The organism is Microbacterium sp. MRS-1, from assembly GCF_000585455.1.
In the GTDB taxonomy this organism is placed as follows: domain Bacteria; phylum Actinomycetota; class Actinomycetes; order Actinomycetales; family Microbacteriaceae; genus Microbacterium; species Microbacterium laevaniformans.
The window spans coordinates 1-25777 of sequence record NZ_JAUF01000055.1 but is presented as its reverse complement, the minus strand read 5'-3'; the positions used below and the strand labels follow the sequence as shown (position 1 = coordinate 25777).

Below are 25777 nucleotides of genomic sequence, written 5' to 3'. Positions count from 1 at the left end.
GGCGCCTTCAGCGCGCCCACGCAAACACACCAAGATCTGCACCCAGTTGACAGTGGGAGTCTGCTGGATCGTCACGGCCTCTCTCTTGATCCGGTGACCGGCGAGGTCGCCGAGCTTGCGCCGTTCAACCAGCTCATGAGTAAGCGGGGCGCGCAGGTGGAGAAGAACCTAACGCGCTTGGAGGCGGAGTGGGAAGCCGCGCATCCGGACGAGACGATGGGGCCGGTCGTGTCGTCGCGGCTGACGGCGAAGTCCTGGGCGTTCGAGCGACCTGCGAAGAAGCCGACCACGATGCGCGAGGAGGCCGCGTGGCTCGGTGAACTGCGCGAGGCCGGCTACGACCCCGAGACGCTGACGCGCCGGCCGGCGCATGTGTCGGTGCGGTCGGATGAAGTGTCGGTGCAGGAGATTGCATCGCGTGCGTTGGATCGTTGCGCTGCCGCATCGTCGGCGTGGACGCCGCACGACGTGCAGGAGCACGCCACGCGGATCATCACCGAGCACGGTGTGCGTGCAACCCCTGCGCAGGTGCGCGAGTTGGTCGAGTTGTCGACGCAGCTCGCGCTCGAGGATTGCTTCTCAATCCTTCCCGACGGCGCGCCCGCACCGGAGCAGGTCGCGCATCTCACTTCGCTGCGCGTCGTGCAGGCCGAGACCGAGCTGCGCGATCTCCTCACCGCCCGCACACCCGACAGCGAGCATGCGCACCCGAGCGTCGAGCGCGTCGCGGAGCGGTCGCGCCAGCGTCTCGATGCGGGGCAGCTCGATGCAGCGGCAGCGGTCGCATCGACCGATCCCCTGGTGATCGTGGAAGGTGCCGCCGGTGCGGGCAAGACGACCATGCTCGCCACGGCGATTGCCGCAGCGAATGACGACGGGCGCGGTGTGCGAGTGGTTGCGCCGACCAAGCGCGCCGCAGAGGTCGCGCACCAGGAACTCGGCGTGCCCGCCGAGTCCGTCGCCGCGCTCGTCCATGCCCTTGGCTATAGGTGGAATGCCGATGGCGTGTGGACGCGCCTGCAACCTGGCGATGCCGATCCGCTGACCGGTGCAACCTATACGGGAGCGCCCCCGGACGCAGTGTTGCGTCGTGGCGAGCGGATCGTGGTGGACGAGGCCGGGATGCTCGATCTGGACACCGCCCTCGCTCTGTTCACCGTGGCCGCCGAATCGGGTGCAACCGTCGCTCTCGTCGGCGACCGTGCGCAACTCCCTGCCGTCGGCCGGGGCGGTGTCCTCGACATGGCCGCTCAGATTCGTGGGCGCACCGTCGACATGACCGAAGTGCACCGCTTCACCGATCCCGCGTATGCCGACCTCACAACTCAGATGCGCGACCGGCGCGACCCCGGCGCAGTGTTCGACCAGATGCAGCAACTCGGCCTGATCCACCTCCACGCCGACGGTGAAGCGCTGCACGAACAGCTCTCCCAGCATGTCCGCGACGGCGAGACGGTCACTGTCGCGACGAACGACGACGCTACCGAAATGAACGAGCGCATCCGCGCGGAGCGGGTCTCGCGCCGCCTCGTGAACGACACCGCGACGACGACCGGGAACGACGGCCTCGGCATCGGTGCGGGCGACCTGATCCAGACCCGACGCAACGATACCCGCCTCGGGGTCGCGAACCGTCAGCAGTGGATCGTGCAGCACGTCGACCCCGACGGCAGCGCATGGGTGATCGACGCCCACGACGATCGCAAGCGCGAACACTCCCGGCATCTGCCCGCCGAGTACATGCGCGAGCACACGCATTTGTCGTACGCGGCAACCGCCTACGGCGTGCAGGGCGTGACCGCGCCCGCATCGCACACGATCCTCACCGAGAGCATGAGCGGCGCATCGGTGTACGTCGGCATGACCCGCGGCCGCGAGCAGAACGCCCTGCACATCATCGCCGGAAGTCTCGATGACGCACGCGAGATGTTCGTCGATGCGATGGAACGCGACAGCGCCGACCGTGGCCTCGCCGACGCCACCGAACGAGCCACCGACGCCGTGCGCGGCCTCGTGGACGGCGGGCCCGTGAAGTTCGTGAACACCCGGATCGCGCAACTCGACAAGAAAGCGGCGAAAGCCGAGAAGCGCGCCGAATGGTGGGAACGTGCCGGGGCACGCCTCGACATGCAAGACCAGCGTCAGCAGGCCGAGAAGGACGAGCAGGCATCCATCATCCAGGCCGCTACCGAGTACGCCGCTCAGGTGGAGGCCGACGTCCTCGAACCGCTGCAGAACGCCGCCACAGCCGACGGTTTCGAACACCTCGCCGCACTCGACCACGAAGCCGAAGCCCGGACGAAGCTCGCCACGACAGGTCGGTTCGGAAGGCGCGGTGCGCGCAAGGAACACCAAGCCGCCGCGAAGCAGGCCGACGCCAGCCGCGCACGCATGACAGCACGTTGGGGCGGGTCACCCCTCAACCTCGACGACGTGGCAGCGTGGGCGTCCGGTGCGTCCGAACGGCTCACGCGTCGTGACCCGCGCGTTCTCGACGCCGAACAGACCGTCAGCGACGCGCACACGGTGGCCGAGGCGATGGACAAGCGGCACCGTAACGAGCGCCGCGCGCTCCACGCCGACATCTACGGGGCCGAACGCGTACGACGCGACCCGCTGCGCTACGAGTTCACCCACCCCGACCAGGAAGAAGCGAAGGCCGCGCGCACCGCAAACGACGCCCGTCAGGAAGCAGAACGGCTACGCAGCATGCCCGTGCGAGACGCCGCCGCGAGGATCAGGGCTCAGCGCAAGGCCGCAGAACAGGCTCGTCTCGCGCGTGAAGCTCGCACCCGCAGAGTGAATGCGCAAGCTCGCGACCACGGGCGCACCGGCTCGGATCGCAACCGCCCGTCGCTGGGCTTGTGACAGCTACTCCGCCTCGCCCATGATGAGCGATTCGTAGTCACGGCCGCCGTAGTAGATGCCAAGCACGTCGACGGTTTCGGCGGTGACGGCGAAGGCGATCACGACGCGCTTGCGGAAGCCGAGCGTGCGCAGGCCAGGGCGAAAGTCGTCTCGTGCGACACCGATGAATGGAAAGGTCGCGAGGTCGTCACAGTAATCGAGAATCGCCGTGACATAGTTCTCCGCACGATCCGGGAAGCCGGACTCGTCGGCGATCCAGGTGTAGAGGTCGGTCAACTGCTCTCGTGCGCGGGGCGAGTAGACGATGCGGCGAGTCATGCGCCGCTCGCGGCCGTCCGCTTCGTATGGACGCCCGCGAGGTGCGCGCGCATGTCGTCGGCGCTGATCGCCTGCGACGGGTCAGCGCGCAGTTCGTCATAGGCCGCGACGACCTCGGTGCGCAGCCACGACTCGACGGCCTCCTCACGAGCGAACAATGCCCGCAGGCCATCGCGCACGACCTCGCTCTCGCTCGCGTACGCGCCCGACGAGACGCGCTCCTTCAGAGCGTCAGCCATGCCGGTGGGGAGAGTGATGCTGAGCTGCTTGGTGGTACGCATAGCGACTCCTGCCTGTCGAGTAGGACTCAATCCTACTCGCTCGATCCCACTCTGAACAGAGGTCACAAGTTCAGCGCGAGGAGTCATCCGAGAACATCGCGATGAACTTGTCGCGCGGGATCACGACGCGACGGCCGAGCTTGACCGAGGGAATCGTGCCGTCATTGATGCTCGCGGTGATCGTGCGCGGATCGACACCGAGCGCATCGGCCGCTTCCTGTCGAGTAATGACGAAGCTGCGCCGCTTTCGGAGGTCGTCCATGTCGAGAGTGCTCTGTCGCATCATCACACCGTCCGTTCCGTCGCGCGCAAGTAGGAGTGCCTACCACAGTAAACGCGAGGTCTTGCACTGTCAAGTATCGCGCAGTACGATTCCTATATGGAAAACGAGCGACTACGGGGCAACCCCGCAGGAATCACGAACACGCACGTCGCCGCGAACATCCGCGCGGCGCGTCAAGCCATCGGCATGGACTTGCGCACCCTGTCCGACACTATCGGTGAGACCGGGCGCAAGCTCTCTCCCTCGGGGATTAGCAAACTCGAGTCCGGGGATCGCAGGGTAGACGTGGATGACCTCACCGTCATCGCCTACATCCTTCGAACCACCCCGGCCGCGCTCCTCACCCCGCCGGACGATGCCACGACGCTGACGGGCGTTCCCGAGGGGTATCTGCCCGAGGAGATCGACAAGTGGATGCGCGGAGAACTCATCCTCACCGATGAGGGGCTGTTGCAGTACTGGCAGCAGGAATGGGTGGGGTGTCTGAATCGCTCCCGGTTCCTCGAAGACACGCTCAATCGCATGAGCGCCGAGAACAGCGGCGCAGCCCCGGCGACCATCGACGCCTACACGCGCCAGCTCGTGGATGCGCGCGCCCGTGAGCGCGTCGTGCGCGAACGCGGCGTCCAGGTCGACTCGACCGGGCGCGTGTTCGACGCAGTCGACTACCTCGACCGCTTCACCGACTGACCAGAGAGAGGGAAGACCATGACCGCGAAGAAGCCACCCACGGACATCAGCGACGGGGGTGAACAACAGAGGCAACGACGTTCGCGTACCCGGCATGCGGGGTCACTGGGCGACTACCAGACCCGTAAGGGCAAGCGGTGGAAGTTCCAGCTCTACGTCCTCAAAGACCCCGAGAAGCCCGAACTGGGCGAGAAGCGCATCACGCGCGGCGGGTTCCTCGATCTCGAAGAAGCACAGGCCGCACTCACCGAGGCGATCAAGAAGCGCGCCCAGCACGAGCAGTTCCTCGGGAAGATTCCCAACGTGGGCGTCTACGCCGAGCACTGGGTATCGTCGTTGCGTTTGGCGGACTCGACCATCAAGGGCTACCGGAAGATCATCCGCAACCACATCACGCCTTATCTCGGCAAGATCAGGCTCGACAAGCTCACCGCAACCCGAATCGGCACCCACTACCGGGAATTGGAAAAGTCCGGCCGCAAGGACGAGTACGGCAAAGGGCAGGGCCTCTCGGCGAACACGGTGAACAAGGTGCACGTCGTGCTCGGCGCGATCCTCGACGCGGCGATAGACGACGGACTGATCGTCGTGAACCCCGCGAAGAAGAAGCGCACCGTGAACGCGCCCAAGGCCAGCGAGGTGCGGGCGCAGAAACCAGAGATCGCGACGTGGAGCGCCGATCAGCTCAACCGATTCCTCACCTGGGATCGCGACGAGTTGAAGGACGAGCTTTTCCCGCTGTGGCGACTCCTCGCCTACACCGGGATGCGCCGCTCGGAAGCCCTGGCATTGAAGTGGGGTGACATCAACCAGAAGACGGGAAGGGTCAGCATCCGCCGCGCGGTCAACACCGACGACTGGACGAAGACCAAGACGACCAAGACCGGCAGCGCCCGCGTCATCGACGTCGATCTCGACACCCTCAAAGTGATGGCCTCTTACAAGGTCGCCCGAGCGGAAGTCTCGTTCGAGCTGGGCAAGGCCGACGCCTACGTGTTCGGCGACGATAACGGCGACATCCGCTCACCCGACGCGATGACCAGCCGCTGGGATCGCCGTCTCAAGAAGATCACCGCGCTCGACAGCACGATGACCCGAGTCACGATCAAAGGACTCCGGCACACGCACGCCACGCTCCTGCTGGAACTGGGCGAGCACCCCAAGGTGGTGCAGGAACGCCTCGGGCACTCCACCATCACCACGACGATGAACATTTACAGTCACGTCACCCCGACGATGCAGAAGGCCGCAGCGAACCGCTTCGCGGCGCGTCTCGGGAACGCTTAGCACATAACTGAGCACATGACGCGAAAATGGCCCCCAACCAAGAGTTGAAAACTCCTGGTCAGAGACCATTTTCCATTCGTGCGCGAGGGGGGACTTGAACCCCCACGCCCTATACGGGCACTAGCACCTCAAGCTAGCGCGTCTACCTATTCCGCCACCCGCGCAGGTGGTTTTCGGTTTCGCAACCGAAGATCGACAGTACCAGATTCCGAGCCAGACGCGGAATCGGGGCCGGGCTCATCCCGCCGAGACACCGAAGAGCAGACCGAGCACGTACGTCACCGCCGCCGCCCCGAAACCGATCGCCAGCTGCCGCAGCCCTCGCCGCAGCGGCGGCGCACCCGACAGCAGGCCCACCATCGCTCCCGTGCCCAGCAGCGCCGTCCCGACGAGCACGAGGGCCAGGACGACGGCGGGGAGCCCGCTGAGCCCGAAGATCCAGGGCAGCACCGGGATGATCGCGCCGGACGCGAAGAAGAGGAAGCTCGACCCGGCGGCGCCCAGAGCACTGCCGACCACTTCGTGATCGGCTCCGGCGGCGCGGTGCAAGCGGTACGGCTCACTGCGGTCGGCGGCCTGCGCGGCCTCGACGATCTGGCGCGCACGCTCCTGGGCGTCGCGTTCACCGACACCCCGCGCACGGTAGACCAGAGCGAGCTCGTTGGCATCGAGGTCGAGGTCCGGCAGCACATGGTCGGCGTAGTCACTCGGCTCCGTGGCATCCAGCAGTTCCCGCTGTGAGCGCACCGACACGTACTCCCCCGCCCCCATGGACAGGGCGCCGGCGAGAAGGCCGGCGACGCCGCTGAACAGCACGAACTGCGCCCCCACGCCGGTGGCGCCGATGCCCATCACGAGAGCGAGGTTGGAGACGAGGCCGTCGTTGGCGCCGAACACCGCGGCGCGGAACGTGCCAGACAATCGCCGCCGCCCGCGCGCGGCCAGACCTCGCACGACCTCACGATGGATCTTCTCGTCAGCGACCATGCGTGCCGTCGCGAACGGCTCGCTCTCGTACGGCGAGCGCCCTTCCGCGTTCTGGGCCAGAGCGAGCACGAAGATGGAGCCGAACCGCCGAGCCATCCATCCCAGCAGGAGGGAGCCGAGGCCCGGAGAGGGCAGGCGCGACGGTTCGCCGCCGAGCAGTTCGAGCCAGTGCGCCTCGTGGCGCCCCTCGGCGTCGGCCAGGGCCAGCAGGATCTCGCGCTCCTCGCCTTCCCGGCGCTGCGCGAGGTCGCGGTACACCTGCGCTTCCGCGCGTTCGTCGGCGAGGTAGCGCGCCCAACGGCGGCGGTCACGAGGCGTGGGAACGGGCTGCGCGGTCACGGGAGTTCACGCTAGCCGCGCGTGGTGCCGGGTGACTCCCGATCGCCGGGATTGCCAGCATTTCGGACGTCCGAACCCCGCGCGATCTCGGCCAGGAGTCCGCGCTCGCCGCGGCGCATCACGATCGCGTGCGCGGCAGCGAACGCGGGCCGCAGAACGGGGCTCGCCACCCGCATCCACCGGCGGACGAGGGCCACCTCCCACACCCACGTGAGCCCCGTCCGCGCACCGGCGGCGCCGCCTTCGGGCGTGAGCCGGAGACTCCCCCGACCGGCCAGGTCGCCCGTGCTCGCGGCCGCCAACAGTCGGGGCGGCGTAGCGGCGGTGATCGTGAGCGCGACCCGCAGACGATACCCCCACGGGCTGCGCACCTGCAGCCGCACGACGTCGCCGGGCGTGGGCGGGTGGGGCTGGGGCTCGACGCGGACGGCCGGCCACCACGCGACGACGCCCGTCGTCAGACTCCGCTCGCACAGGCGCCAGCACTCCTCGGCGGACACCGGCACGAGCCAGTGCGAAGTGAAGGCGTACTCCCGCGACATGCGCGCGAGTGTAGCCGTCGCCGAGGCTCGATCAGGAGCGCACGCGCGAGCGCAGCACCTCGATCCGCGCTTGCAGTTGTGCCACCGTCGCTCGCGCGACCTCGGGTCCCCCGCAGATCCGGCGGAGTTCCGCGTGCACGGCCCCGTGCGGCTCTCCGCTCTGGCGCGCGTAGAGACCGACGAGGCTGTTGAGCAGCTGACGCTGTTCGCGCAGCGTGCGGTGCAGCGCCGGCGGCAGTGTCGACTCGGCATCCGGTGCCTCGGTGACCGCCGCACCCTCCTTCGCCTGGCGGGCGCGGCGGTGCCGGCTCTGGCGGGACTGGCGCTGCATGAGCAGTTCGTGGACGTGCTCGGGCTCGAGCAGTCCCGGAAGGCCCAGGAACTCCTCCTCCTCGGGCGTTCCCGGCACCGCCAGCTGACCGAACTCCTTGCCGTCGTAGAGCACACGGTCGAAGTGGGCGACCGAACCGAGCGCCTGATAGGAGAACTCCTGCTCGAGGTCGTCGGAGGCCTTGTCCTCTCGTTCCGCCTCGGCGAGCAAGGTGTCTTCGAGCCCGTCGTCGTCGCCGCCCTCGCGGTCGAGGGCGTGGTCGCGCTCGCGCTCCATCTCCCCGGCGAGCGTGAGCAGCACCGGCACGTTGGGAAGGAAGACGGATGCCGACTCGCCCCGGCGCCTGGCCCGCACGAAGCGGCCGATCGCCTGCGCGAAGAACAGCGGCGTCGACGCGCTCGTGGCATAGACACCGACCGCGAGGCGAGGAACGTCGACGCCTTCGGACACCATGCGCACGGCGACCATCCAACGGGTCGTCGCCGTGCCGAACGTCTCGATGCGGCCCGAGGCGGCCTTGTCGTCGGAGAGCACGACGGTCGGCGCCTCGCCGGTGATCTCGCGCAGGATCGCGGCGTACGCGCGCGCCGCCGTCTGATCCGTGGCGATCACCAGTCCCCCGGCATCCGGGACGTCCTGGCGCACCTCGCTCAGCCGGCGGTCGGCGCTGCGGAGCACGGCGGGGATCCAGTCGCCCTCCGGATCGAGGGCGGTGCGCCAGGCTTGGGCGGTCACGTCCTTGGTGTTGTCCTGACCGAGGTGGGCTTCCAGCTCGTCGCCGGCCTTCGTGCGCCAGCGCATCTTGCCGGCGTAGACGAGGAACAGCACGGGACGCACGACGCCGTCCGCGAGCGCGCGCCCGTAGCCGTAGTTGTAGTCGGTGCGCGAGAGGCGGATGCCCTTCTCGTTCGGGTGGTACTCGACGAACGGGATCGGTGCCGTGTCGCTGCGAAACGGTGTGCCCGACAGCAGGAGGCGGCGCGTCGCGCGACCGTATGCCTCGCGCAGCGCATCGCCCCAGCTGAGCGCGTCACCGCCGTGGTGCACCTCGTCGAGGATCACGAGCGTGCGCGCGTCCATCGTCAGACGTTGATGCACCGACGCCTTCACGGCGACCTGAGCGTAGGTGACGGCGACGCCGTGGAAATGACGAGCGGGCGCGCTCTGACGGTTGGTGAACCGCGGGTCGAGTCGGATGCCGACACGAGCTGCCGCATCTGCCCACTGGGTCTTCAGGTGCTCGGTGGGCGCGACCACGACGAGGCGGTCCACGATGCCGCGGCGCAGCAGTTCACTCGCCAGACGCAGCGCGAAGGTCGTCTTGCCGGCGCCCGGGGTCGCGGCGGCGAGGAAGTCGCGTGGGCCGGAACCCACGCCGTCTGGTCCGTCGGCGGAGAAGTACGCCTCGAGCGCTTCGGCCTGCCACGCGCGGAGATTCTGCGCCGTTCCCCAGGGGGCGCGCTGCGGGAAGGCGGGCGAAAGGTGTTCGGCGGCGAAGCTGCCGAAGTGCTCCTGTCCTCGCTCGTCCGTCCCGTCCACGACTGACCACCCTAAACGACGCCTCCCCCACGGCGGCTCTCTGCGGGAAGGCCTCTGGCCGGTAGCCTCGAAGAAGACCACGAGTCAGGAGAGTCATGCGCAGGAACGAAGCCACCCCCGACGAGCACCGTTCGCCGTACATCCCCAACGAGAGCGCGCACCCCTGGCGTCGCATGGTCTCGATCGGCGACTCCTTCACCGAAGGCATCGGCGACCCCATTCCCGGCACGGCCGACGACCATCGGGGGTGGGCCGACCGCGTCGCCGAGGTGCTCGCCGCCCAGGTGGACGATTTCGCCTACGCCAACCTCGCCGTCCGGGGCAAGCTGATCGCGCAGATCATGGCCGATCAGGTCGAGCCCGCGCTCGCACTCAACCCCGACCTCATCACGTTCTCCGCCGGCGGAAACGACGTCCTGCGTCCCAACGGAGACCCGGACGCCGTGGCGCAGCAGTTCGAGGATGCCGTCGCCCGGCTGAGTTCGCAGGGTGCGACGCTTCTCGTCTTCACCGGTGTGGACACCGAGTTCACGCCGGTGTTCCGCGGCATCCGCGGGCGCGTCGCCATCTACAACGAGAATATCCGGGCGATCGCCGACCGCTACGACTGCATCGTGGCCGACCAGTGGGCGCTGAAGGAGGTGCAGGACATGCGATTCTTCGACGACGATCGCCTGCACTACAACCCGCTCGGCCATCACGAGATCGCCCGCATGGTGCTGCGTGCGCTCAACGTGCCGAACGATCTGCAGCCGATGCAGCCCGACCCCCTGCCGCAGCTCACCTGGCGCGAGGCGCGCACCAACGACCTCGTCTGGGCGCGCACGCACTTCGTTCCCTGGGTGCTGCGTCGCCTTCGCCATCAGTCCTCGGGCGACAACATCACCGCGAAGCGCCCCGAGCCGCTGCCGGTCACCGTCGAGGCTCCGGCCCGCGACCGCACCGCGGGCCCCGGTCGGCAGGCTTAGCGCAGGGCCCAGAGCGCCACGGCCGCGGCCGCCGCGACGTTGAGGGAGTCGACGCCGCCGGTCATCGGGATCGTGACGACCGTGTCGGCCGCGGCCAGTGCGCGCCGCGAGAGCCCGTCGCCTTCGGCGCCCATGAGCAGCGCGACCTGCGGCGGACGAGCGGCGGCGAACGCGTCGAGGGCGACCGCATCGTCGGCGAGCGCGAGGGCGGCCAGGTGCAGCAGGTCGCGGCCCGCGCTCCAGCCCCCGTCCGCCTCGTCGGGCAGACGGGTCCACGGCACCTGGAACACCGTCCCCATGCTGACGCGAACGCTCCGACGGTAGAGCGGGTCGGCGCAGCGCTGCGTGACCAGCACGGCGTCGGCGCCGAGCCCGGCGGCTGCGCGGAACGCCGCGCCGACATTGGTGTGGTCGACGATGTCCTCCAGGACGAGAACCAGGCGCGCACCGGCGACGGCCTCCTCGACGGGCGGCAGAGACGGCCGGTGCATCGCCGCGAGTGCTCCGCGGTGCACGGCGTAGCCGGTGAGTCGCTCGGCCACGTCGTCGTCGACCAGGTAGACGGGGGCGTCACCGGCGAGGTGCGCCGTATCGTCCAGCCACTTCTGCTGCACCAGCAGGGATCGTGGCCGGTGGCCCGCGGCGACGGCGCGGGCGATCACCTTCGACGACTCGGCGATGTACAGACCGCCCGCGGGCTCCAGCACACGCCGCAGGGCGACGTCGGTCAGGTCGCGGTAGTCCGCGAGACGGTCATCGGTCGGATCGTCGATGCGCACGACAGGCATCCGTCCATGCTGTCACGCCGCGCGCGGGTGCAGCGGGCCACGGCGTAACCTCCGCGAAAAGCGGGGCGCGTAGTCTCGAGGTGGGATCGATGGAGGGAGGACGCCATGTCGACGCTGCTGGATCACTCGCACGAGGCCGTACCGCACCTCGATCCGGAGACCGCGGATGCCGTCGAGCGCGCTGTGGATGCCCTCTCGGGTCGGCGCATCGCGGTGCTCACCGGCGCGGGTGTGTCGACGGACTCCGGCATTCCCGACTACCGCGGCAAGGGCGCTCCCACACGCACCCCGATGACGGCGCAGCAGTTCCTCTCCAGTGCGTCCTCTCGCCGACGGTACTGGGTCGGCAGCCACCTGGGATGGCGCGCTTTCGCCGCCGCTCAGCCGAACGACGGCCATCTCGCCCTCGCCGAGCTGGAGAGCCGCGGTATCGCGAGCGGGGTCATCACCCAGAACGTGGACGGCCTGCACGTGCGCGCGGGCAGCCGCCGTGTCGTCGAACTGCACGGCACGATGCGCCGCGTGCTCTGCACGCACTGCGGGCAGGTGTTCGATCGCCGCGACCTGGCGGCGCGCGTCGAGGCGGACAACCCCTGGATCACGGTGCCGGATGCCGTCGAGCTCGGCCCCGACGGCGACGTCCTCCCCTCCTCGAGCGACGGCTTCGTCGTGCCGGATTGCAGCGTGTGCAACGGGATGCTCAAGCCCGACGTCGTCTTCTTCGGCGAGTACATCCCCGTCGCCAAGTTCACCGAGGCCGAGCAGCTGGTACAGACCAGCGAGGCCCTCGTCATCGCCGGCTCGTCTCTCGTCGTCAACTCCGGCATCCGACTGCTCGAGCGCGCCCGACGTCGCAAGCTCCCGGTCGTGATCGTCAACCGCGGCCAGACACGCGGCGATGCGCGTGCGACGGTCAAGATCGACGCGGGCACGACCGAGGTGCTGCGCGCGTTCGCCCGCGCGCTGCCGGCGGCGCGCTGAACCCACGCCGACCTCGCCTAGGCTCGAAGCGTGACGACCCTCATCCTCGTGCGCCACGGCGAGACCGACTGGAACGCGACGAGACGCATCCAGGGCTCCACCGACATCCCCCTCAACGACATCGGCCGCGCTCAGGCGCGAGAGGTCGCCGAGCGACTTCAGCAGGAGCTCTCGGCGGTCGGGCCCGTGGTCGTCGCCTCGAGCGACCTGTCGCGCGCCGTCGAGACCGCTCGGATCATCGCCGCCACTCTGGCAGTGCCGGCGCCGCGAACCTACCGGCAGCTGCGCGAACGTTCGTACGGCATCGCCGAGGGCGCGAGCGTCGAGGAGTTCCGCGACCGGTGGGGATCGTGGGCCGAGGCAGAGGTGCCGGAGGCGGAGACCTGGCCGCAGGTGCGCCGCCGCGCGCTCGCGGGTCTCCAGCGCGCCGTCCGAGACGCCCGCCGCGACGCCGCACCGCAGGCGCCCACCGTGGTCGTCGTCTCCCACGGCGCCCTCATCCGCGAGGTCATCCGGCACGCGTCTGCCGGTGCGTTCCCGCTCGAGGGCGAGCGTCTGGCCAACGCGTCCACGCATCGCTTCCTCGTGGAGCGCGACCGTCTCAGCGTGCAGTCCTACGCCGCGATCCCGATGACCTGACCTCCGCGCGATCCCTCCGTGGATGCCGCGGCATCACATTCCGCGGGCGAGGAGGGTGCGGGCGTGACGCAGCACCGGTTCGTCGATCATCCGACCACGGAACGCGAAGGCGCCACGCTCGCCGACGGCGGCGTCCAGCACGTCGCGGGCCCAGGTGAGCGTATCGGGGTCGGGCCGGTAGGCGGCCCGGATCGTCGGGACCTGCGCCGGATGAATGCACGCGGTGGCCCGAAAGCCGCTCGCGGCGGCATCCCGCGCCTCCTTCGCCAGCCCCTTCTCGTCGGCGATGTCGAGGTGCACCGCGTCGATCGCCGCGATACCCGCCGCTCCCGCCGCCAGCAGAAGACGCGAACGGGCGGCACGTGCGACATCGCGGTAGCGCCCCTTCGGCGTGCGACTGGATGTCCCTCCGAGCGAAGCGACGAGGTCCTCCGCGCCCCACATGAGGGCGACGACGTTGTCCTGAGCGGCGATCTTCTCGGCCGCGACGATGCCGCGAGCGGTCTCGCACAGCGCGATGACGTCGAACCGCGGGTCGATGCGCGAGATCGCCGTCGCCGATTCCGCCTTGGCGACCATCACGCGGCGGTAATCGGTCTGCGAGAGCGAGGCGAGGTCGGAGACGATCTCGGCGGACCCGAGGGCATTCACTCGGACGATGACGCGCTCGGGGTCGAGCTGTGAGTCGATCAGCGCGACCCTCGCCGCCACCTTGTCGGCGGGTGCGACAGCGTCTTCGAGGTCGAGGATGACGCCATCGGCGCGATCGAGGGCCTTCTCAAAGCGTTCCGGACGATCAGCCGGGCAGAACAGCAGGGCGGGTCCGAGCGTGAAATCGGCGGTCATGCGTTCACGCTACCGGGCCTCTCGTGCACCGACGCCGAGGCTGGTCAGTCCGAGGGCACGAGCGATCAGGAGGAGCTGCACCTCGGTGGTCCCCTCGCCGATCTCGAGAATCTTCGCGTCTCGATAGTGACGCGCGACAGGGTACTCGTTCATGAATCCGTTGCCGCCGAAGATCTGCGTCGCATCCCTCGCATTGTCCATCGCCGCCTCCCCCGCCGTGAGCTTGGCCAGCGCGGCAGCGGTCGCGAAGGCACGCCCCGCGTCGCGCAGGCGCGCCGCATGGAGCCACGCCAGTCGCGACACGTGCACGCGCTGCTGCATCCGTGCCAGCACGAACTGGATCGACTGGCGTGAGCCCAGCGGCTCGGCGAACACGATGCGACTGCCGGCGTAGTCCAGGGCCGCCTCCAGACAGCCCTCCGCCGCGCCGGTGGCCAGAGCCGCGATGGCGATGCGGCCCTCGTCGAGGATGCTGAGGAAGTTGGCGAAGCCGCGGCCGCGCTCGCCGAGCAGGTTCTCCGCCGGGACGCGGGCGCCCGAGAAGCTCAGCGGATGGGTGTCGGACGCGTGCCACCCCACTTTGTCGTACGCCGGGCCCACCGTGAAGCCGGGGGTTCCGGAGGGCACGATGATCGTGGAGATCTCTTTGCGCGCGCCGCTGTGGCCGGTCACCGCCGTGACGGTGACGAAGCGCGTGATGGCCGTGCCGGAGTTCGTGATGAACTGCTTGGCTCCATCGATGACCCACTCGCCGCCTTCGAGACGAGCGGTGGTGCGGGTCGCGCCGGCATCCGATCCTGCTTCGGGTTCGGTGAGACCGAATCCGGCGAGCGCACGCCCGGCCAGCAGGTCGGGAAGGAGCGCCTCTCGCTGTCTGTCGCTGCCGAATCGGTACACGGGCATGGCGCCGAGGCTGACGCCGGCCTCGAGCGTGATCGCGATCGACTGGTCGACGCGGGCCAGGGCCTCGATCGCGAGCCCGAGCGCGGTGTAGTCGCCGCCCTGGCCGCCGACGTCTTCGGGGAAAGGGAGTCCGAACAGCCCCATCTCCCCCATCTCGGCGACGATGTCCAGCGGCAGGGTCTTGGTGCGGTCGGCTTCATAGGCCTGCGGTGCGACTCGCTCGTCGGCGAAGGCACCGACCATCCCCGCCAACTCCCGCTCTTCGTCGCTCAATCCGTAGTCGTGGGGGTCGAGGATCGCCATGCCATCTCCTTCGATGTCGCGGTCGCGTAACGGCTCACGCGCGCGCGTGGCGCACGGACGAGCGTGTGGGTTAGTGTTCATTAACCCACCGGTCCAGGTTATCGAGGATTAACTGGAATGACAACGCACTCCCGGGCATCGCGCACCACTCGCGAGCGCGCCAAGGCGGAGCGTGCGGACGCACTCGTCGAGGCGGCAGCACGCCTGTTCGCCCAGCACGGGTTCGACGGCGTGAGCCTCGAAGAGCTCGGCTCGGCCGTCGGCGTCAGCGGGCCCGCCGTCTACCGCCACTTCGACAGCAAGCGCGCGCTCCTCGGCGCCATCCTCCTGCGAGCCAGCGACGATCTGCTCACCGGCGGTCGCCGCGTGACGGCGGCAGGGTACGACGCCCAGCGCTGCCTCCGTGAGCTCGTCGATTTCCACGTCGACTTCGCAGTGCGAGGCGCCGATGTCATCCGCGTGCAGGACCGTGACCTCACCCGATTGAGCGATGAGGATCGCGGCACCGTCCGCCGACTGCAGCGCGAGTACATGGAGTTGTGGGTCGACGCGCTCCGCGCCGTGCACCCGGACCGCGGCGACACCGACCTGCGCGTCCGGGCCCACGCGGGGTTCGGGCTGATCAACTCCACGCCCTACGTCGTGCGCACACGTCGGGAGGTGGCGGTGGATGCCGAGACGGACGCACTCCTGCGTCAGATCCTCTCCGAGATGGCTTACGCAGCACTCGCCAGCCCCTGAACCGCGCGACACCGCTCACCCGAACAGCAGCGCACGCCCCGGCTCGCGCAGGATGTCACCGACCGTCGTCAGAAAGCGCGACGCCTGCTCGCCGTCGACGAGTCGGTGGTCGAACGACAGACTCAGCGTCATCACGTCACGCAGCGCGATGTCGCCCTCGTGCTCCCAGGGCCGACGCCGAACCGAGCCCAGCCCGAGAATCCCCGCCTCGCCGGGATTCAGAATGGGCGTACCCGCGTCGATCCCGAAGACGCCGAAGTTGGTGATCGAGAACGTCCCGCCACTGAGGGCGGACGGGCTCGTGCGTCCCGAACGCGCGGTCTCCGCCAGACGACCGATCTCATCGGCGAGCTCGATCAGACTGAGGCTGTCGGCGTCGGCGACGTGCGGGACGACGAGGCCACGCTCCGTCGCGGCGGCGATGCCGAGGTTGACGTAGTGGTACTGGACGATCTCCGCGGCATCCTCGTCCCATGCCGCGTTCAGAGTCGGCTCGGCGCGCAGCGCGAGACACACGGCCTTCGCCGCCACCGCCATGATGCCGACGCGGTGACCGTTCAGTCGCCGGTCGGTGCGCAGGCTCGCGACGAACCGCGTCGCCTCCGTGACATCGACCTCCAGGAACGTCGTGACATGCGGGGCGGTGAAGGCGCTGCGCACCATCGCCGCGGCCGTGTGCTTGCGGACGCCGCGGATCGGCAGGCGCGTCTCCCGGTCTCCGGCCGCCCGTCCGGCCCCCGCGGGCTGCACCCGCTGCGCATCAGCCGGCGACGCGCCCGGTGCGCTCAGGGTGCGACCGGCGGGGAACTGGTCGATGTCATCGCGTCGGATGATCCCGGTGACCCCGGATGCCTCGATGAGCGCCAGGTCGACGCCGCGCTCACGTGCATAGGCGCGCACCGGCGGAGTCGAGCGCGGACGCTCATCACGCACGTCGTCCCTCAGCGGCGTCACCACGTCATGCGGGGCGTCGTGCATGACCTGTGCGGCGACCGTCTGGGTGACCTGGAGCTCGTCGGGGCGCGCGCCCGCGCGGGCGCGGCGCTGCGGGCGTCCCGTGCCGCGTGGCGCAGCGCCGTATCCTACGAGGTTCGGCAGCGGGGGCTCGGGCTCCGCTCGCCCGGCGCCCGCGGGCCCCGGCTCGGGCGCGGCACCGGGTGTCGACGCGGGAGCCTCGACCTCGAACGCGATCAGAGGAGAGCCCACCTCCACGACGTCGCCGGCGGCGGCGTGGAGCGCGCTCACGGTGCCGGCGAAGGGCGAAGGCAGCTCGACGATCGCCTTGGCGGTCTCGACCTCGGCGATGGGCTGATTCAGACGCACGTCATCGCCCTGGGCGACGAGCCACTGCACGATCTCCGCTTCGGGCAGCCCCTCGCCGAGGTCGGGAAGGAGGAACTCCGCGATCATCGCTCCGCCCCTGCCGTCGGCGTGAGGCTGTTCGGCCGGTCGAGAACGCGATCGACGGCGTCGAGGATCCGGTCGAGATCGGGCAGGTGGTGCTTCTCGAGCTTGGCCGGCGGATACGGGATGTCGTGTCCCGTGACGCGCAGCGGAGGCGCTTCGAGATAGTGGAAGCACTGCTCGGTGATACTGGCGATGACCTCGGCGCCCACGCCGGCCTCACCACCGGCCTCATGTGTGACCACGACGCGACCCGTCTTGCGGACGGATGCCGCGATGGTGCGGTAGTCGACGGGTGAGAGCGAGCGCAGGTCGATGACCTCGATGGAGATGCCGTCGTCTTCGGCGGCGATCGCGGCATCCAGCGCCGTCGCCACCTGCGCGCCGTAGGCGAGCAGTGTGACGTGGGAACCTTCTCGCTCGACGCGCGCGAGACCCATCGGAGCCGCATCGGCCACGTTGCCGTCGAGATCGACCTCGCCCTTGGTGTGGTAAAGCCGTTTGGGCTCGAAGAAGACCACGGGGTCATCGCTGGCGATCGCCTGCTGCAGCATGGTGTAGGCATCCTGCGGGTTCGACACGGCCGCCACGCGCAGCCCCGCCGTGTGCACGAAGTACGCCTCGGGCGACTCCGAGTGGTGCTCGACGGCGCCGACGCCTCCCGCCCAGGGGATGCGGATGGTCAGCGGCATGCGAACGCGCCCGCGCGTGCGGTAGTGCAGCTTGGCCACCTGACAGACGATCTGGTCGAAGGCCGGGTACACAAACCCGTCGAACTGGATCTCCACGACGGGGCGGAACCCGCGCATCGCGAGTCCGACCGCCGTGCCGACGATGCCGGACTCTGCGAGCGGGGTGTCGATGACGCGCGTGGGGCCGAACTCATCGAGGAGGCCGTCGGTGATGCGGAACACGCCGCCGAGGCGGCCGATGTCCTCGCCCATGACGATCACGCGCTCATCGGCCGCCATCGCCCGGTGCAGGCCCGCCGTCAGCGCCGCGCCCATCGTCAGCGACGTCATCGCGCACTCCCCGCGTCGGCGGCGAACGAGTCCAGATACGCCGCAAAACGCGCGCGCTGATGCTCGAGGCCGGTGTGCGGTTCGCAGTACACGTCATCGAAAACCTCGATCGCCGGCCGGGTGGGCGCCATGAGCACCGCCTCACGCATCTGCGCGGCGAGCCCGTCGGCCTCCCTCCCGATCGCGGCGATCGTCTCATCGTCGAGGTCACCGGCGGCGCGCAGGAACGCCTCCAGGCGCGTCAGCGGGTCGCGCGCCCGCCACGCCTCGAGTTCTTCGCGGTCCCGGTAGCGCGTGGGGTCGTCCGAGGTGGTGTGGGGGCCCATGCGATACGTCACGGCCTCGAGGAACACGGGACCTCCACCGCGACGGGCGTGCTCCAGCGCCCAGCGCATCGCCGCTGTGCACGCCAGCACATCGTTGCCATCCACCCGCATGCTGGGGATACCGAAGCCGGGGGCGCGACCCGCGATCGGGAAGCGCGACTGCACCGCGACCGGCTCGGAGATCGCCCACTGGTTGTTCGAGCAGACGAAGACGACGGGGGCCGTGAACGACGACGCGAACACCATCGCCTCGTTGACATCGCCCTGGCTTGACGCTCCGTCGCCGAAGTAGGTCACCGCCACCTGATCGCCACCATCGCGCTGGATACCCATCGCGTATCCGACGGCATGGAGGGTCTGGGCGCCGATGATGATCTGCGGTGATGCCAGGCGGAGCTCGAAGGGGTCGTACGTGGAGTGCACCTCGCCGCGCCAGGCGAGAACGAGGTCGGCGGGCACTCCGCCGCGAAGGATCGCGATGCTCAGCTCGCGGTAGCTCGGAAAGAGGAAGTCGTCGGCGCGGCAGGCGCGCGCCGTCCCGACGGCGATCGCCTCCTGCCCCTGGGCGGGCGCCCACAGTCCGAGGTGGCCCTGGCGCTGGAGCGCCACACCCTCGGCATCCATCCGGCGCGCGATCGCCATGTCGCGGTACAGACCGCGCACCGCGGCGCCGTCCAGGTCCTCGACCCAGGGATCCAGCCGCGGGTCGGCGATCCGGCGCCCGTCGGGGCTCAGCAGTCGCGCCGTGTCGTCGAGCGCGGTCATCGCTTCGTCTGTCGTCAGGGTGTACATCGTCGTCATCCCTCTCTGGCTCAGCCGCTGTCTTGTGGACCGCGGCGGCCGCCCGGGCCGGCCTCGTCGCCGGTTGCGTGGAAGATTACGTCGAACTGGCACCTAGCTCAAGCATCTTTGCTCGCGCTGATCATGTTGCCCATGCGGCGCCGGCTGCTGCTGGTACAGTTGGGCAGTATGGGAACTCTTGACCGCGTCGACCTCGACTTGTTGAACGCGCTCGCCGACGATCACCGCGCCACGGTCGTGGCGCTCGCCGAACGGCTCGGGCTGTCCCGCAACACCGTCCAGGCGCGGCTGGCGCGCCTGGAGCGCGGCGGCGTCTTCCAGTCGTTCGAACGGGCCATCCCCCCGCTCGCACTGGGCCTGCCGATCGAAGCGATGGTGAGCGTCACCGTGCGCCAGGCGGAGTTGCCCCGCATCACGCAGGCGATCGCGACGCTCCCCGAGGTGGTGCAGGCCTACGGCATGAGCGGGCAGGTCGACCTGCTGGTGCGCGTCGCTGCGCGCGACACCCAGCACCTGTTCGACGTCGACGCGCGGATCCTCGCGATCGACGGGGTCGAACGCACCGAAACGTCGTTGGTCATGGGCGAAGTGATCGGATATCGGATCCGCCCACTCCTGGAGTCGGCACGGGAGGACGCGATCCGCTGACCTCGCCGGGCGAGAACTCGGGCGTCGGCGGCAGCACGGCATCCGCCGCAAGCGGGGCGAGAGGTGCGGCGCCGGCATCCATTCGCACGAGCACGACCCCCGCCAACAGCACCGCACCGCCGATGATCTGGACCGGCGATGGGGCCTCGCCGAGGAGGAGCCAGGCGAAGCCGAGCGCGAAGAGCACTTCGCTGAGGCCGATGAACGACGCCAATCGAGCGCCTACGCGAGGCACGGCCATGACCCCGAAGGCATAGCCGAGGGTCGTTCCGACGGCTCCGACCCACCCGAGGGCGAGGATGCCGGGAACATCGATCCCTCGGAACGTGAGCGTGACGGCCGGCGCGGACAGGGGCATCGCACCGACGACCGCCAGCAGGAGCATGAGACCGGCCCCGACCATCAGCCCGCCGGCGGCCAGCGCGAGCGGAGGCAGGTCGTCGCCGGTGCGCTCGCTCATCACGAAATAGACACAGACGCAGAGTGCCGCGCCCAGGGCCAGCAGCGTGCCCAGCAGGTCGAATCGGGCGCCGGTGACGTCGACGACGAGCACGAGTCCCACGATCGCGACGACGGATCCGATGATCACGAGTCGCGACGGGGCGCGTCGCGTACGGATCCAGACGAATCCGACGAGCATCACCGGCGCGAGGTACTGGATGAGAAGCGCGACGGCGACGGGCATGCGCTGCATCGCGGAGAAGAACAGCAGCTGACACCCCAGCACCGGGATGAGCCCGAACGCGACGAGCGAGAGGGCGTGCCGGCGGAGGAATCCGCGCTCACGCCGCGCCGCACGCACGAGAGCGGGCGACAGGATCAGCGCGGCGAGTCCCATGCGCACGACCAGCGCTGCCGAGAGCGACCACCCGGCCTCGAGCAGCGGCTTGACCAGCGGTCCGCTCGAAGAGAAGGCGAGGGCCGAGACGACGGCCATGACGATCCCCGTCGTGCGGGCGGATGAAGCGGTGCGAGACACCGGCGGTCCTCGGGTTCGAGTGCGGGCTGTCATGACTGAACAGCGAATACACTGGTGACACTATCGCCCGGCGAGGTCAGGAGTCAACGTGGTCTTCATCCATGACACCGAAATGTCTCTGCGTGCCGCCGCAGCCCTGGTCAACACCCTGCCGGACACCGACACATCCGGCGTCGACCGCCTCCAGACGCAGGCGGATCTGGCAGCCTACCTCGCCGAGTTCTCCTACACCGGAGCCTTCCGCCGAGATGCCGCCGAGCTCACCGCCGTCCGCGCGAACCGCTCGCGCCTTCGGGCGCTGTGGGACGTCGATCGCGACCGCGCCGTGCCGCTCGTCAATGCGATGCTGCGCGATGGTCGGGCACTGCCCCAACTCGTCATCCACGATCAGTTCGATTGGCACATCCATGCCACGGCGCCCGACGCCCCCCTGGCGATGCGGATGCTCGTGGAATCGGCGATGGCGTTCGTCGACGTCATCCGCTCCGATGCGTGGGATCGCGTCCGCGTCTGCGCGGCGGATGACTGCGAGTCGGTCTATGTCGACTTCTCGAAGAACGGTTCGAAGCGCTACTGCGACACCGGAAACTGCGGCAACCGCATGAACGTCAACGCGTACCGTCGCCGGAAGGCGCGAGAAAAAGCCTGACCGCCTCTGCGGCCACCTGCGGAGTCTCGTAGTGGATGAGGTGGCCGACCGCGGGGATCGCGACCAGCTCGGCGTTGGGGAACATCCCTTGCAGCCGCCGCTCGGCCTCGATCGGCGTGATGTCGTCCTTTTCCGCGGCGATCAGCAGCGTCGGCTGCGCGATCGCCGGTGCGAAGCGGCGGACGTCGTTCGAGACGGAGGTGACGAAACCCTCGTACAGCACGTCACGATCGTGGAAGAGGGAGAAGTAGGTGTCGTGCTGGTCGTGGATGAAGCGGCGCAGCAGCGGGTCACGGGTCTTGGCCATCGAGACGCTCATCACGCGGACGATCATGCGGTTTCGCAGGAGCGCGTCACCGATCCGCTTCGGCAGCTTCGCGCCGAGGCGGTAGTAGAGCACCGCCAGTCGCGTGAGGACGCCGCGCGGCCCCTCCAGTGCCGGGGCACCGATCGGGTTGACGAGGATCACGCGCGGGGTCTGCAGTCCTGCGGCGACCGCCGCGGCGACGACGATCGACCCGAAGGAGTGCCCCAGCACGACGGCTCCCGGCGCCACGGCATCCACGAAGACGCGCAGCCACTGCGCGTAGGCGTCGAGTGTGTGCTCCACTCCCGGAAGCGGTGGCGTCTCACCGAACCCGGGGAGGTCGGGCGAGATGACGCGGATGCCGTCGAGGTAGGCCACGACCGGCTCCAGTCCGTGGTGGTCACCGCGGTATCCGTGCACGGCGACGAGCGTGATCGGCGCCGCGGGATCTCCGTACACCCAGTACGCCGTCCGCGTCCCGGAGATCTCGATCTCGTCGCGCCCCACGGCGATGGCGGCCAGGCGGTCGGCGTAGGGCGAGGCGACGGTCATCCCAGAAGTCTAGAAGGCTGCCCCCTCGCCGGCGGTCGTGCCCGCGCGCCTGCGCCGCGATGTCGGCGCCCACACATAACCTCGGGGGCATGCAGACGTGGCAGACGATTCCCCTGTGGGAGGAGGATCCGGCCGCCGCGATCGCTCCCACCCGGCCTGCCCGCCTCGGCTGGGCGGATGCCGTGGGCGTCTTCGATCTGGAGACGACCGGCGTCGACGTGACCTCCGACCGTATCGTCACGGCCCATGTCGGTCTCCTCGACGCCAGCGGCACGGCCGTTCGGGCGCGGTCATGGCTCGCCGATCCGGGTATCGACATCCCCGAGGGCGCCACCGCCGTCCACGGCATCACGACGGCACACGCCCGCGCGCACGGCTCTGCCGCGCCCTCCGTGATCGCGGAGGTCGTCTCTGCACTGCGCGATCTGCTGGACGCCGGCATCCCGGTGGTGGCCTACAACGCCCCGTTCGACTTCTCGCTGCTCAAATACGAGGCGCTCCGACACGGCATCCCGCCGATCCTGGAGCCGTCGCCGGTCATCGATCCCCTCGTGCTGGACAAAGCACACGACCGCTTCCGCCGCGGCAAGCGCACCCTCGAAGCCGTCGCGGCGCATTACGCCGTGCCGCTCGTCGGCGCGCACGACGCGGCCGCCGACGCGATCGCGGCGGGCCGGGTCGCACAGGCGCTGGCACGACGGTTCGAGCTCGATGCACCCGTCCACGAGCTGCACACCCGTCAGATCGGGTGGGCACGCGCGCAGGCCGACAGCCTCACCGATTACTTCATCCGCATCGGCCGGCTCGACCCCGACGACCGCCTCGACGGCAGCTGGCCGATCCGCTGATCGACCGCTTTCGTCGTGGTGGGCGTTCGACGCCCACCACGACGAAAGCCCCGCCGGAGCGGGGCTTTCGCGGGATTCGGATTACTTGCTCGAACCGCCGAAGTTCTTGAAGCGCTGGTTGAACTTCTCGACGCGACCGGCCGAGTCCATGATGCGCTGCTTGCCCGTGTAGAACGGGTGCGAGGCCGAGGAGATTTCGACGTCGATGACCGGGTAGGTCTCACCGTCGAGCTCGATCGTCTTGTCGCTCGTGACCGTCGAACGGGTCAGGAAGGTCTCGCCGGAGCCGAGGTCGCGGAACACGACCGCCTGGTACTCGGGGTGGATGTCAGTCTTCATGGGGTTCCTAACGTGGTGCCCTGGATTTTGCCAGGGCGAGGAAAGTCTGTGATGCGGGCGCGGGCGCGCATGCACCAAGGGTCGATCATACCAGCCTGAGGCCGCTCGGAAGAATCCGGATCTCAGTCGCCGTGCGTAGCCCGCGCGGCGTAGCGCCCGCCCTCCTCGGTCAGGGCGATCGGCATGCCGAAGGTGGCCGAGAGGTTCTCCGCGGTGAGCGTCTCCTGGAGCGGTCCCGCGGCCACGACAGCGCCGTCGCGAAGGAGCAGGACGTGGGTGAATCCGACGGGGATCTCCTCGACGTGATGGGTCACCATCACCATAGCCGGCGTCGTCGGCGCCTGCGCGTAGCCGCTGAGCAGCTCGAGAAGCTCTTCGCGCGCGCCGAGGTCGAGGCTCGCCGTCGGCTCATCGAGCAGCAACAGCTCCGGATCGGTCATCACGGCGCGGGCGATCTGCACCCGCTTCTGCTCGCCGTCGGACAGAGTCCCGAAGGTGCGCTCGGCGAGGTGGTCCAGCTTCCACTCGGCCAACACGCGGCGTGCGCGACGCTCGTCGATCGCCTCGTAGGTCTCGTTCCAGCGCCCGAGCACGGAGAACGCAGCGGTCAGGACGACGTCGAGCACCGTCTCCTCCGGCGGAACCCGGCGGGCCATCGCCGACGACGCGAACCCGATGCGCGGCCGCAGATCGAACACGTCGGTGCGTCCGAGACGCTCGTCCAGGATCGTGACCTCACCCGATGTCGGGTGGATCAGCGTCGCCGCGAGCTGCAGGATGGTGGTCTTGCCGGCACCGTTGGGTCCGAGGACCACCCAGCGCTCATCGTCGGCGACGTGCCAGTCGATGCGATCGATGATGTTGCGAGCATTGCGGCGGACGACGACATCGACGAATTCGAGCACCTGAGGCATGCCCCCAGCCTATCGGGGGCGTCCCGGCCATCCCGGCGGTACGCGCCGGACGCGCACGCAGTCCGCGCACTCAGTCCGCGCGCTCGGCGACCTCACGGTAGAGAGCCTCCGTGGCGTCGGCGATCGCCTGCCAGCTGAAGGCCGTGGCGGCGCGTTCCCGGCCGGCCGCGCCGTACGCGCGCGCTCTCTCGGGGTCGGACACCACGTCGGTGAGCACGGCCGCGAGATCGGCGACGAAGCGGTCGGGGTCGACGGGCGTCCCGGTCCCGTCCTGTACCTGCTCGATCGGAACCAACCGCCCGGTGACCCCGTCGACGACGACCTCGGGGATGCCGCCGGTCGCGGTGCCGACGACGGCCGCCCCGCAGGCCATCGCCTCGAGGTTCACGATGCCGAGCGGCTCGTAGACGCTCGGGCACACGAAGGTGGTGGCCGACGTCAGGATCGCGCAGAGCTGGTCGCGCTGCAGGAACTCGTCGATCCACACCACGCCGTCCCGGCGCGCCTGGAGGTCACGGACGAGACCCTCGACCTCGGCCATGATCTGCGCCGTGTCCGGAGCGCCGGCGCAGAGGACGATCTGCACCTCTGCGGGCAGCTCAGCGGCGGCCCGAAGGAAATAGGGCAGGCCCTTCTGCCGGGTGATACGACCGACGAACACCACCGACGGGCGGTTCGGATCGATGCCGTAGCGCTCGAGAAGCGTAGGGTCCTCCCGCGGATGCCACGCCTCCACGTCGATCCCGTTGTAGATCACGCGCACTTTCGCGGGATCGAGCGAGGGATAGCTGCGCAGGATGTCGCGGCGCATTCCGTCGCTGACCGCGATCACGGCAGCGGCGTTCTCGTACGCGGTCTTCTCGATGTAGCTCGACACGGCATACCCGCCTCCGAGCTGCTCCGCCTTCCACGGTCGCAGCGGCTCGAGTGAGTGGGCCGTCACGACGTGCGGGATTCCGTGCAACAGCGAGGCGAGGTGCCCCGCGAAGTTCGCGTACCACGTGTGCGAGTGCACCACATCGGCGCCCGCGACACCGCCGACGATCTCCAGGTCCGTGCCGAGCGTCTGCAGCGCGGGGTTGGCGCCGGCGAGCTCGACCGGCACGCCGTAGGACGTCGTGTCGGCCTCCTCGCGGTCGCCGCCGAACGCGCGCACCTGCACCTCGATGCTCCGCCGCAGCGCCGAGACGAGTTCGGTGACGTGGACACCCGCACCGCCGTAGATCTCGGGCGGGTACTCCTTGGTGACGATGTCGACGCGCATGTCACGAACGCTAGTACACGGTCGAACGGGGGCCTAGGGCGTGTTGATCAAGAAGGTGCGGGGTGGCCAGCCGCCGCGAGTTGCGCGGGA

Annotated in this window: 27 protein-coding genes and 1 tRNA gene; 10 read left to right on the top strand and 18 right to left on the bottom strand. The window is 69.3% G+C overall.

Annotated elements, in window-relative coordinates; all coding sequences use genetic code 11:
• Positions 1 to 93 precede the first annotated feature (93 nt).
• Positions 94 to 2868, top strand: a complete 2775-nt coding sequence (locus AS96_RS10245; protein WP_051498837.1) for an AAA family ATPase — start codon at positions 94 to 96, stop codon at positions 2866 to 2868.
• Between the two features lie 3 nt (positions 2869 to 2871).
• Here AS96_RS10245 and AS96_RS10240 read toward each other — a convergent pair whose 3' ends face one another.
• The 3 genes from AS96_RS10240 to AS96_RS10230 all read right to left on the bottom strand — a co-directional run bounded on the left by AS96_RS10240 (position 2872) and on the right by AS96_RS10230 (position 3750).
• Positions 2872 to 3186 carry a type II toxin-antitoxin system RelE/ParE family toxin gene (locus tag AS96_RS10240; protein ID WP_036289316.1) on the bottom strand — a complete coding sequence of 105 codons (315 nt, stop codon included), beginning with the start codon at positions 3184 to 3186 and terminating at the stop codon, positions 2872 to 2874.
• A complete protein-coding gene (locus AS96_RS10235; RefSeq protein ID WP_036289313.1) occupies positions 3183 to 3467 on the bottom strand; it encodes a ribbon-helix-helix domain-containing protein in 285 nt (94 codons plus the stop codon). The genes AS96_RS10240 and AS96_RS10235 overlap by 4 nt, the downstream gene beginning before the upstream one ends.
• Positions 3468 to 3537: 70 nt before the next feature.
• The gene (locus tag AS96_RS10230; protein WP_036289324.1) at positions 3538 to 3750 is read right to left on the bottom strand and encodes a helix-turn-helix domain-containing protein; all 213 of its coding nucleotides are present in this window, start codon (positions 3748 to 3750) and stop codon (positions 3538 to 3540) included.
• A gap of 96 nt (positions 3751 to 3846) precedes the next feature.
• On the opposite strand from AS96_RS10230, the gene AS96_RS14710 reads away from it, so the two are divergent.
• Entirely contained in the window at positions 3847 to 4440 is a 594-nt protein-coding gene (locus tag AS96_RS14710; RefSeq protein WP_051498836.1) for a helix-turn-helix domain-containing protein, read from the top strand.
• Between the two features lie 18 nt (positions 4441 to 4458).
• Positions 4459 to 5727: a tyrosine-type recombinase/integrase gene (locus tag AS96_RS10220; protein WP_036289310.1), complete on the top strand. Its 1269-nt coding sequence runs from the start codon at positions 4459 to 4461 to the stop codon at positions 5725 to 5727.
• 79 nt (positions 5728 to 5806) lie between these two features.
• Here the strand turns inward: AS96_RS10220 and AS96_RS10215 are convergent.
• The 4 genes from AS96_RS10215 to AS96_RS10200 all read right to left on the bottom strand — a co-directional run bounded on the left by AS96_RS10215 (position 5807) and on the right by AS96_RS10200 (position 9465).
• Positions 5807 to 5891, bottom strand: a tRNA-Leu gene (locus tag AS96_RS10215).
• 73 nt (positions 5892 to 5964) lie between these two features.
• The gene (locus tag AS96_RS10210) at positions 5965 to 7053 is read right to left on the bottom strand and encodes a VIT1/CCC1 transporter family protein (RefSeq protein ID WP_036289307.1); all 1089 of its coding nucleotides are present in this window, start codon (positions 7051 to 7053) and stop codon (positions 5965 to 5967) included.
• 11 nt (positions 7054 to 7064) lie between these two features.
• A complete protein-coding gene (locus tag AS96_RS10205; protein ID WP_036289305.1) occupies positions 7065 to 7595 on the bottom strand; it encodes a hypothetical protein in 531 nt (176 codons plus the stop codon).
• Positions 7596 to 7626: 31 nt separating this feature from the next.
• Positions 7627 to 9465, bottom strand: a complete 1839-nt coding sequence (locus AS96_RS10200; protein WP_036289303.1) for a DEAD/DEAH box helicase — start codon at positions 9463 to 9465, stop codon at positions 7627 to 7629.
• Positions 9466 to 9560: 95 nt separating this feature from the next.
• Here AS96_RS10200 and AS96_RS10195 point away from each other — a divergent pair, with 95 nt between their 5' ends.
• Positions 9561 to 10433, top strand: coding sequence for an SGNH/GDSL hydrolase family protein (locus AS96_RS10195; protein ID WP_036289300.1), 873 nt, complete (start codon positions 9561 to 9563; stop codon positions 10431 to 10433).
• On the opposite strand, the gene AS96_RS10190 is transcribed toward AS96_RS10195, so the two are convergent.
• The gene (locus tag AS96_RS10190) at positions 10430 to 11221 is read right to left on the bottom strand and encodes a TrmH family RNA methyltransferase (protein ID WP_036289297.1); all 792 of its coding nucleotides are present in this window, start codon (positions 11219 to 11221) and stop codon (positions 10430 to 10432) included. The two genes, AS96_RS10195 and AS96_RS10190, sit on opposite strands and share 4 nt — an antisense overlap.
• A 105-nt stretch (positions 11222 to 11326) precedes the next feature.
• Here AS96_RS10190 and AS96_RS10185 point away from each other — a divergent pair, with 105 nt between their 5' ends.
• Positions 11327 to 12202 carry a Sir2 family NAD-dependent protein deacetylase gene (locus AS96_RS10185; RefSeq protein WP_036289294.1) on the top strand — a complete coding sequence of 292 codons (876 nt, stop codon included), beginning with the start codon at positions 11327 to 11329 and terminating at the stop codon, positions 12200 to 12202.
• A 30-nt stretch (positions 12203 to 12232) separates the two neighbouring features.
• A complete protein-coding gene (locus AS96_RS10180; RefSeq protein ID WP_036289291.1) occupies positions 12233 to 12841 on the top strand; it encodes a histidine phosphatase family protein in 609 nt (202 codons plus the stop codon).
• Positions 12842 to 12874: 33 nt separating this feature from the next.
• On the opposite strand, the gene AS96_RS10175 is transcribed toward AS96_RS10180, so the two are convergent.
• Both AS96_RS10175 and AS96_RS10170 read right to left on the bottom strand, forming a co-directional pair.
• The gene (locus AS96_RS10175) at positions 12875 to 13687 is read right to left on the bottom strand and encodes an HpcH/HpaI aldolase/citrate lyase family protein (protein ID WP_036289289.1); all 813 of its coding nucleotides are present in this window, start codon (positions 13685 to 13687) and stop codon (positions 12875 to 12877) included.
• Positions 13688 to 13696: 9 nt separating this feature from the next.
• On the bottom strand, positions 13697 to 14893 hold the full coding sequence (locus AS96_RS10170) for an acyl-CoA dehydrogenase family protein (RefSeq protein WP_036289286.1): 1197 nt from the start codon (positions 14891 to 14893) through the stop codon (positions 13697 to 13699).
• Positions 14894 to 15010: 117 nt separating this feature from the next.
• Here AS96_RS10170 and AS96_RS10165 point away from each other — a divergent pair, with 117 nt between their 5' ends.
• Positions 15011 to 15634: a TetR/AcrR family transcriptional regulator gene (locus AS96_RS10165; RefSeq protein WP_036289284.1), complete on the top strand. Its 624-nt coding sequence runs from the start codon at positions 15011 to 15013 to the stop codon at positions 15632 to 15634.
• Between the two features lie 15 nt (positions 15635 to 15649).
• On the opposite strand, the gene AS96_RS10160 is transcribed toward AS96_RS10165, so the two are convergent.
• The 3 genes from AS96_RS10160 to pdhA are packed head-to-tail and all read right to left on the bottom strand — an operon-like array spanning position 15650 to position 19178.
• Positions 15650 to 17044 (bottom strand): dihydrolipoamide acetyltransferase family protein, encoded by a 1395-nt coding sequence (locus AS96_RS10160; RefSeq protein ID WP_036289281.1) that lies wholly within the window; start codon positions 17042 to 17044, stop codon positions 15650 to 15652.
• Positions 17041 to 18060 carry an alpha-ketoacid dehydrogenase subunit beta gene (locus AS96_RS10155; protein WP_036289279.1) on the bottom strand — a complete coding sequence of 340 codons (1020 nt, stop codon included), beginning with the start codon at positions 18058 to 18060 and terminating at the stop codon, positions 17041 to 17043. Before AS96_RS10155 ends, AS96_RS10160 begins: the two co-directional genes overlap by 4 nt.
• Complete coding sequence (pdhA, locus tag AS96_RS10150) at positions 18057 to 19178, bottom strand: pyruvate dehydrogenase (acetyl-transferring) E1 component subunit alpha (RefSeq protein WP_081768037.1); 1122 nt, start codon at positions 19176 to 19178, stop codon at positions 18057 to 18059. The genes AS96_RS10155 and pdhA overlap by 4 nt, the downstream gene beginning before the upstream one ends.
• 177 nt (positions 19179 to 19355) lie before the next feature.
• Here pdhA and AS96_RS10145 point away from each other — a divergent pair, with 177 nt between their 5' ends.
• The gene (locus AS96_RS10145; protein WP_036289319.1) at positions 19356 to 19835 is read left to right on the top strand and encodes an Lrp/AsnC family transcriptional regulator; all 480 of its coding nucleotides are present in this window, start codon (positions 19356 to 19358) and stop codon (positions 19833 to 19835) included.
• Here AS96_RS10145 and AS96_RS10140 read toward each other — a convergent pair.
• On the bottom strand, positions 19765 to 20772 hold the full coding sequence (locus AS96_RS10140; RefSeq protein ID WP_016465306.1) for a DMT family transporter: 1008 nt from the start codon (positions 20770 to 20772) through the stop codon (positions 19765 to 19767). The two genes, AS96_RS10145 and AS96_RS10140, sit on opposite strands and share 71 nt — an antisense overlap.
• 130 nt (positions 20773 to 20902) lie before the next feature.
• Here AS96_RS10140 and AS96_RS10135 point away from each other — a divergent pair, with 130 nt between their 5' ends.
• The gene (locus AS96_RS10135) at positions 20903 to 21463 is read left to right on the top strand and encodes a CGNR zinc finger domain-containing protein (protein ID WP_036289274.1); all 561 of its coding nucleotides are present in this window, start codon (positions 20903 to 20905) and stop codon (positions 21461 to 21463) included.
• On the opposite strand, the gene AS96_RS10130 is transcribed toward AS96_RS10135, so the two are convergent.
• Positions 21423 to 22322, bottom strand: a complete 900-nt coding sequence (locus tag AS96_RS10130) for an alpha/beta fold hydrolase (RefSeq protein WP_036289271.1) — start codon at positions 22320 to 22322, stop codon at positions 21423 to 21425. The two genes, AS96_RS10135 and AS96_RS10130, sit on opposite strands and share 41 nt — an antisense overlap.
• A gap of 89 nt (positions 22323 to 22411) precedes the next feature.
• Between AS96_RS10130 and AS96_RS10125 the strand changes: the two genes are divergently transcribed.
• On the top strand, positions 22412 to 23170 hold the full coding sequence (locus AS96_RS10125; protein WP_373876954.1) for an exonuclease domain-containing protein: 759 nt from the start codon (positions 22412 to 22414) through the stop codon (positions 23168 to 23170).
• An 81-nt stretch (positions 23171 to 23251) separates the two neighbouring features.
• On the opposite strand, the gene AS96_RS10120 is transcribed toward AS96_RS10125, so the two are convergent.
• From AS96_RS10120 to glgA, 3 genes are all read right to left on the bottom strand, one after another.
• Positions 23252 to 23509, bottom strand: coding sequence for a type B 50S ribosomal protein L31 (locus AS96_RS10120; protein ID WP_036289266.1), 258 nt, complete (start codon positions 23507 to 23509; stop codon positions 23252 to 23254).
• Between the two features lie 122 nt (positions 23510 to 23631).
• On the bottom strand, positions 23632 to 24423 hold the full coding sequence (locus tag AS96_RS10115) for an ABC transporter ATP-binding protein (protein ID WP_036289263.1): 792 nt from the start codon (positions 24421 to 24423) through the stop codon (positions 23632 to 23634).
• Between the two features lie 70 nt (positions 24424 to 24493).
• Positions 24494 to 25687, bottom strand: a complete 1194-nt coding sequence (gene glgA, locus AS96_RS10110; protein WP_036289260.1) for a glycogen synthase — start codon at positions 25685 to 25687, stop codon at positions 24494 to 24496.
• Between the last annotated feature and the right edge of the window lie 90 nt (positions 25688 to 25777).

Coding starts and splice junctions, on each gene's coding strand:
- AS96_RS10220 (WP_036289310.1), top strand. CDS start 4,459: ATGACCGCGAAGAAGCCACCCACGGACATCAGCGACGGGGGTGAACAA.
- glgA (WP_036289260.1), bottom strand. CDS start 25,687: ATGCGCGTCGACATCGTCACCAAGGAGTACCCGCCCGAGATCTACGGC.
- AS96_RS10115 (WP_036289263.1), bottom strand. CDS start 24,423: ATGCCTCAGGTGCTCGAATTCGTCGATGTCGTCGTCCGCCGCAATGCT.
- AS96_RS10125 (WP_373876954.1), top strand. CDS start 22,412: ATGCAGACGTGGCAGACGATTCCCCTGTGGGAGGAGGATCCGGCCGCC.
- AS96_RS10240 (WP_036289316.1), bottom strand. CDS start 3,186: ATGACTCGCCGCATCGTCTACTCGCCCCGCGCACGAGAGCAGTTGACC.
- pdhA (WP_081768037.1), bottom strand. CDS start 19,178: ATGTACACCCTGACGACAGACGAAGCGATGACCGCGCTCGACGACACG.
- AS96_RS10140 (WP_016465306.1), bottom strand. CDS start 20,772: ATGGCCGTCGTCTCGGCCCTCGCCTTCTCTTCGAGCGGACCGCTGGTC.
- AS96_RS14710 (WP_051498836.1), top strand. CDS start 3,847: ATGGAAAACGAGCGACTACGGGGCAACCCCGCAGGAATCACGAACACG.
- AS96_RS10145 (WP_036289319.1), top strand. CDS start 19,356: ATGGGAACTCTTGACCGCGTCGACCTCGACTTGTTGAACGCGCTCGCC.
- AS96_RS10120 (WP_036289266.1), bottom strand. CDS start 23,509: ATGAAGACTGACATCCACCCCGAGTACCAGGCGGTCGTGTTCCGCGAC.
- AS96_RS10165 (WP_036289284.1), top strand. CDS start 15,011: ATGACAACGCACTCCCGGGCATCGCGCACCACTCGCGAGCGCGCCAAG.
- AS96_RS10130 (WP_036289271.1), bottom strand. CDS start 22,322: ATGACCGTCGCCTCGCCCTACGCCGACCGCCTGGCCGCCATCGCCGTG.
- AS96_RS10190 (WP_036289297.1), bottom strand. CDS start 11,221: ATGCCTGTCGTGCGCATCGACGATCCGACCGATGACCGTCTCGCGGAC.
- AS96_RS10235 (WP_036289313.1), bottom strand. CDS start 3,467: ATGCGTACCACCAAGCAGCTCAGCATCACTCTCCCCACCGGCATGGCT.
- AS96_RS10155 (WP_036289279.1), bottom strand. CDS start 18,060: ATGACGTCGCTGACGATGGGCGCGGCGCTGACGGCGGGCCTGCACCGG.
- AS96_RS10170 (WP_036289286.1), bottom strand. CDS start 14,893: ATGGCGATCCTCGACCCCCACGACTACGGATTGAGCGACGAAGAGCGG.
- AS96_RS10160 (WP_036289281.1), bottom strand. CDS start 17,044: ATGATCGCGGAGTTCCTCCTTCCCGACCTCGGCGAGGGGCTGCCCGAA.
- AS96_RS10205 (WP_036289305.1), bottom strand. CDS start 7,595: ATGTCGCGGGAGTACGCCTTCACTTCGCACTGGCTCGTGCCGGTGTCC.
- AS96_RS10195 (WP_036289300.1), top strand. CDS start 9,561: ATGCGCAGGAACGAAGCCACCCCCGACGAGCACCGTTCGCCGTACATC.
- AS96_RS10175 (WP_036289289.1), bottom strand. CDS start 13,687: ATGACCGCCGATTTCACGCTCGGACCCGCCCTGCTGTTCTGCCCGGCT.
- AS96_RS10185 (WP_036289294.1), top strand. CDS start 11,327: ATGTCGACGCTGCTGGATCACTCGCACGAGGCCGTACCGCACCTCGAT.
- AS96_RS10230 (WP_036289324.1), bottom strand. CDS start 3,750: ATGCGACAGAGCACTCTCGACATGGACGACCTCCGAAAGCGGCGCAGC.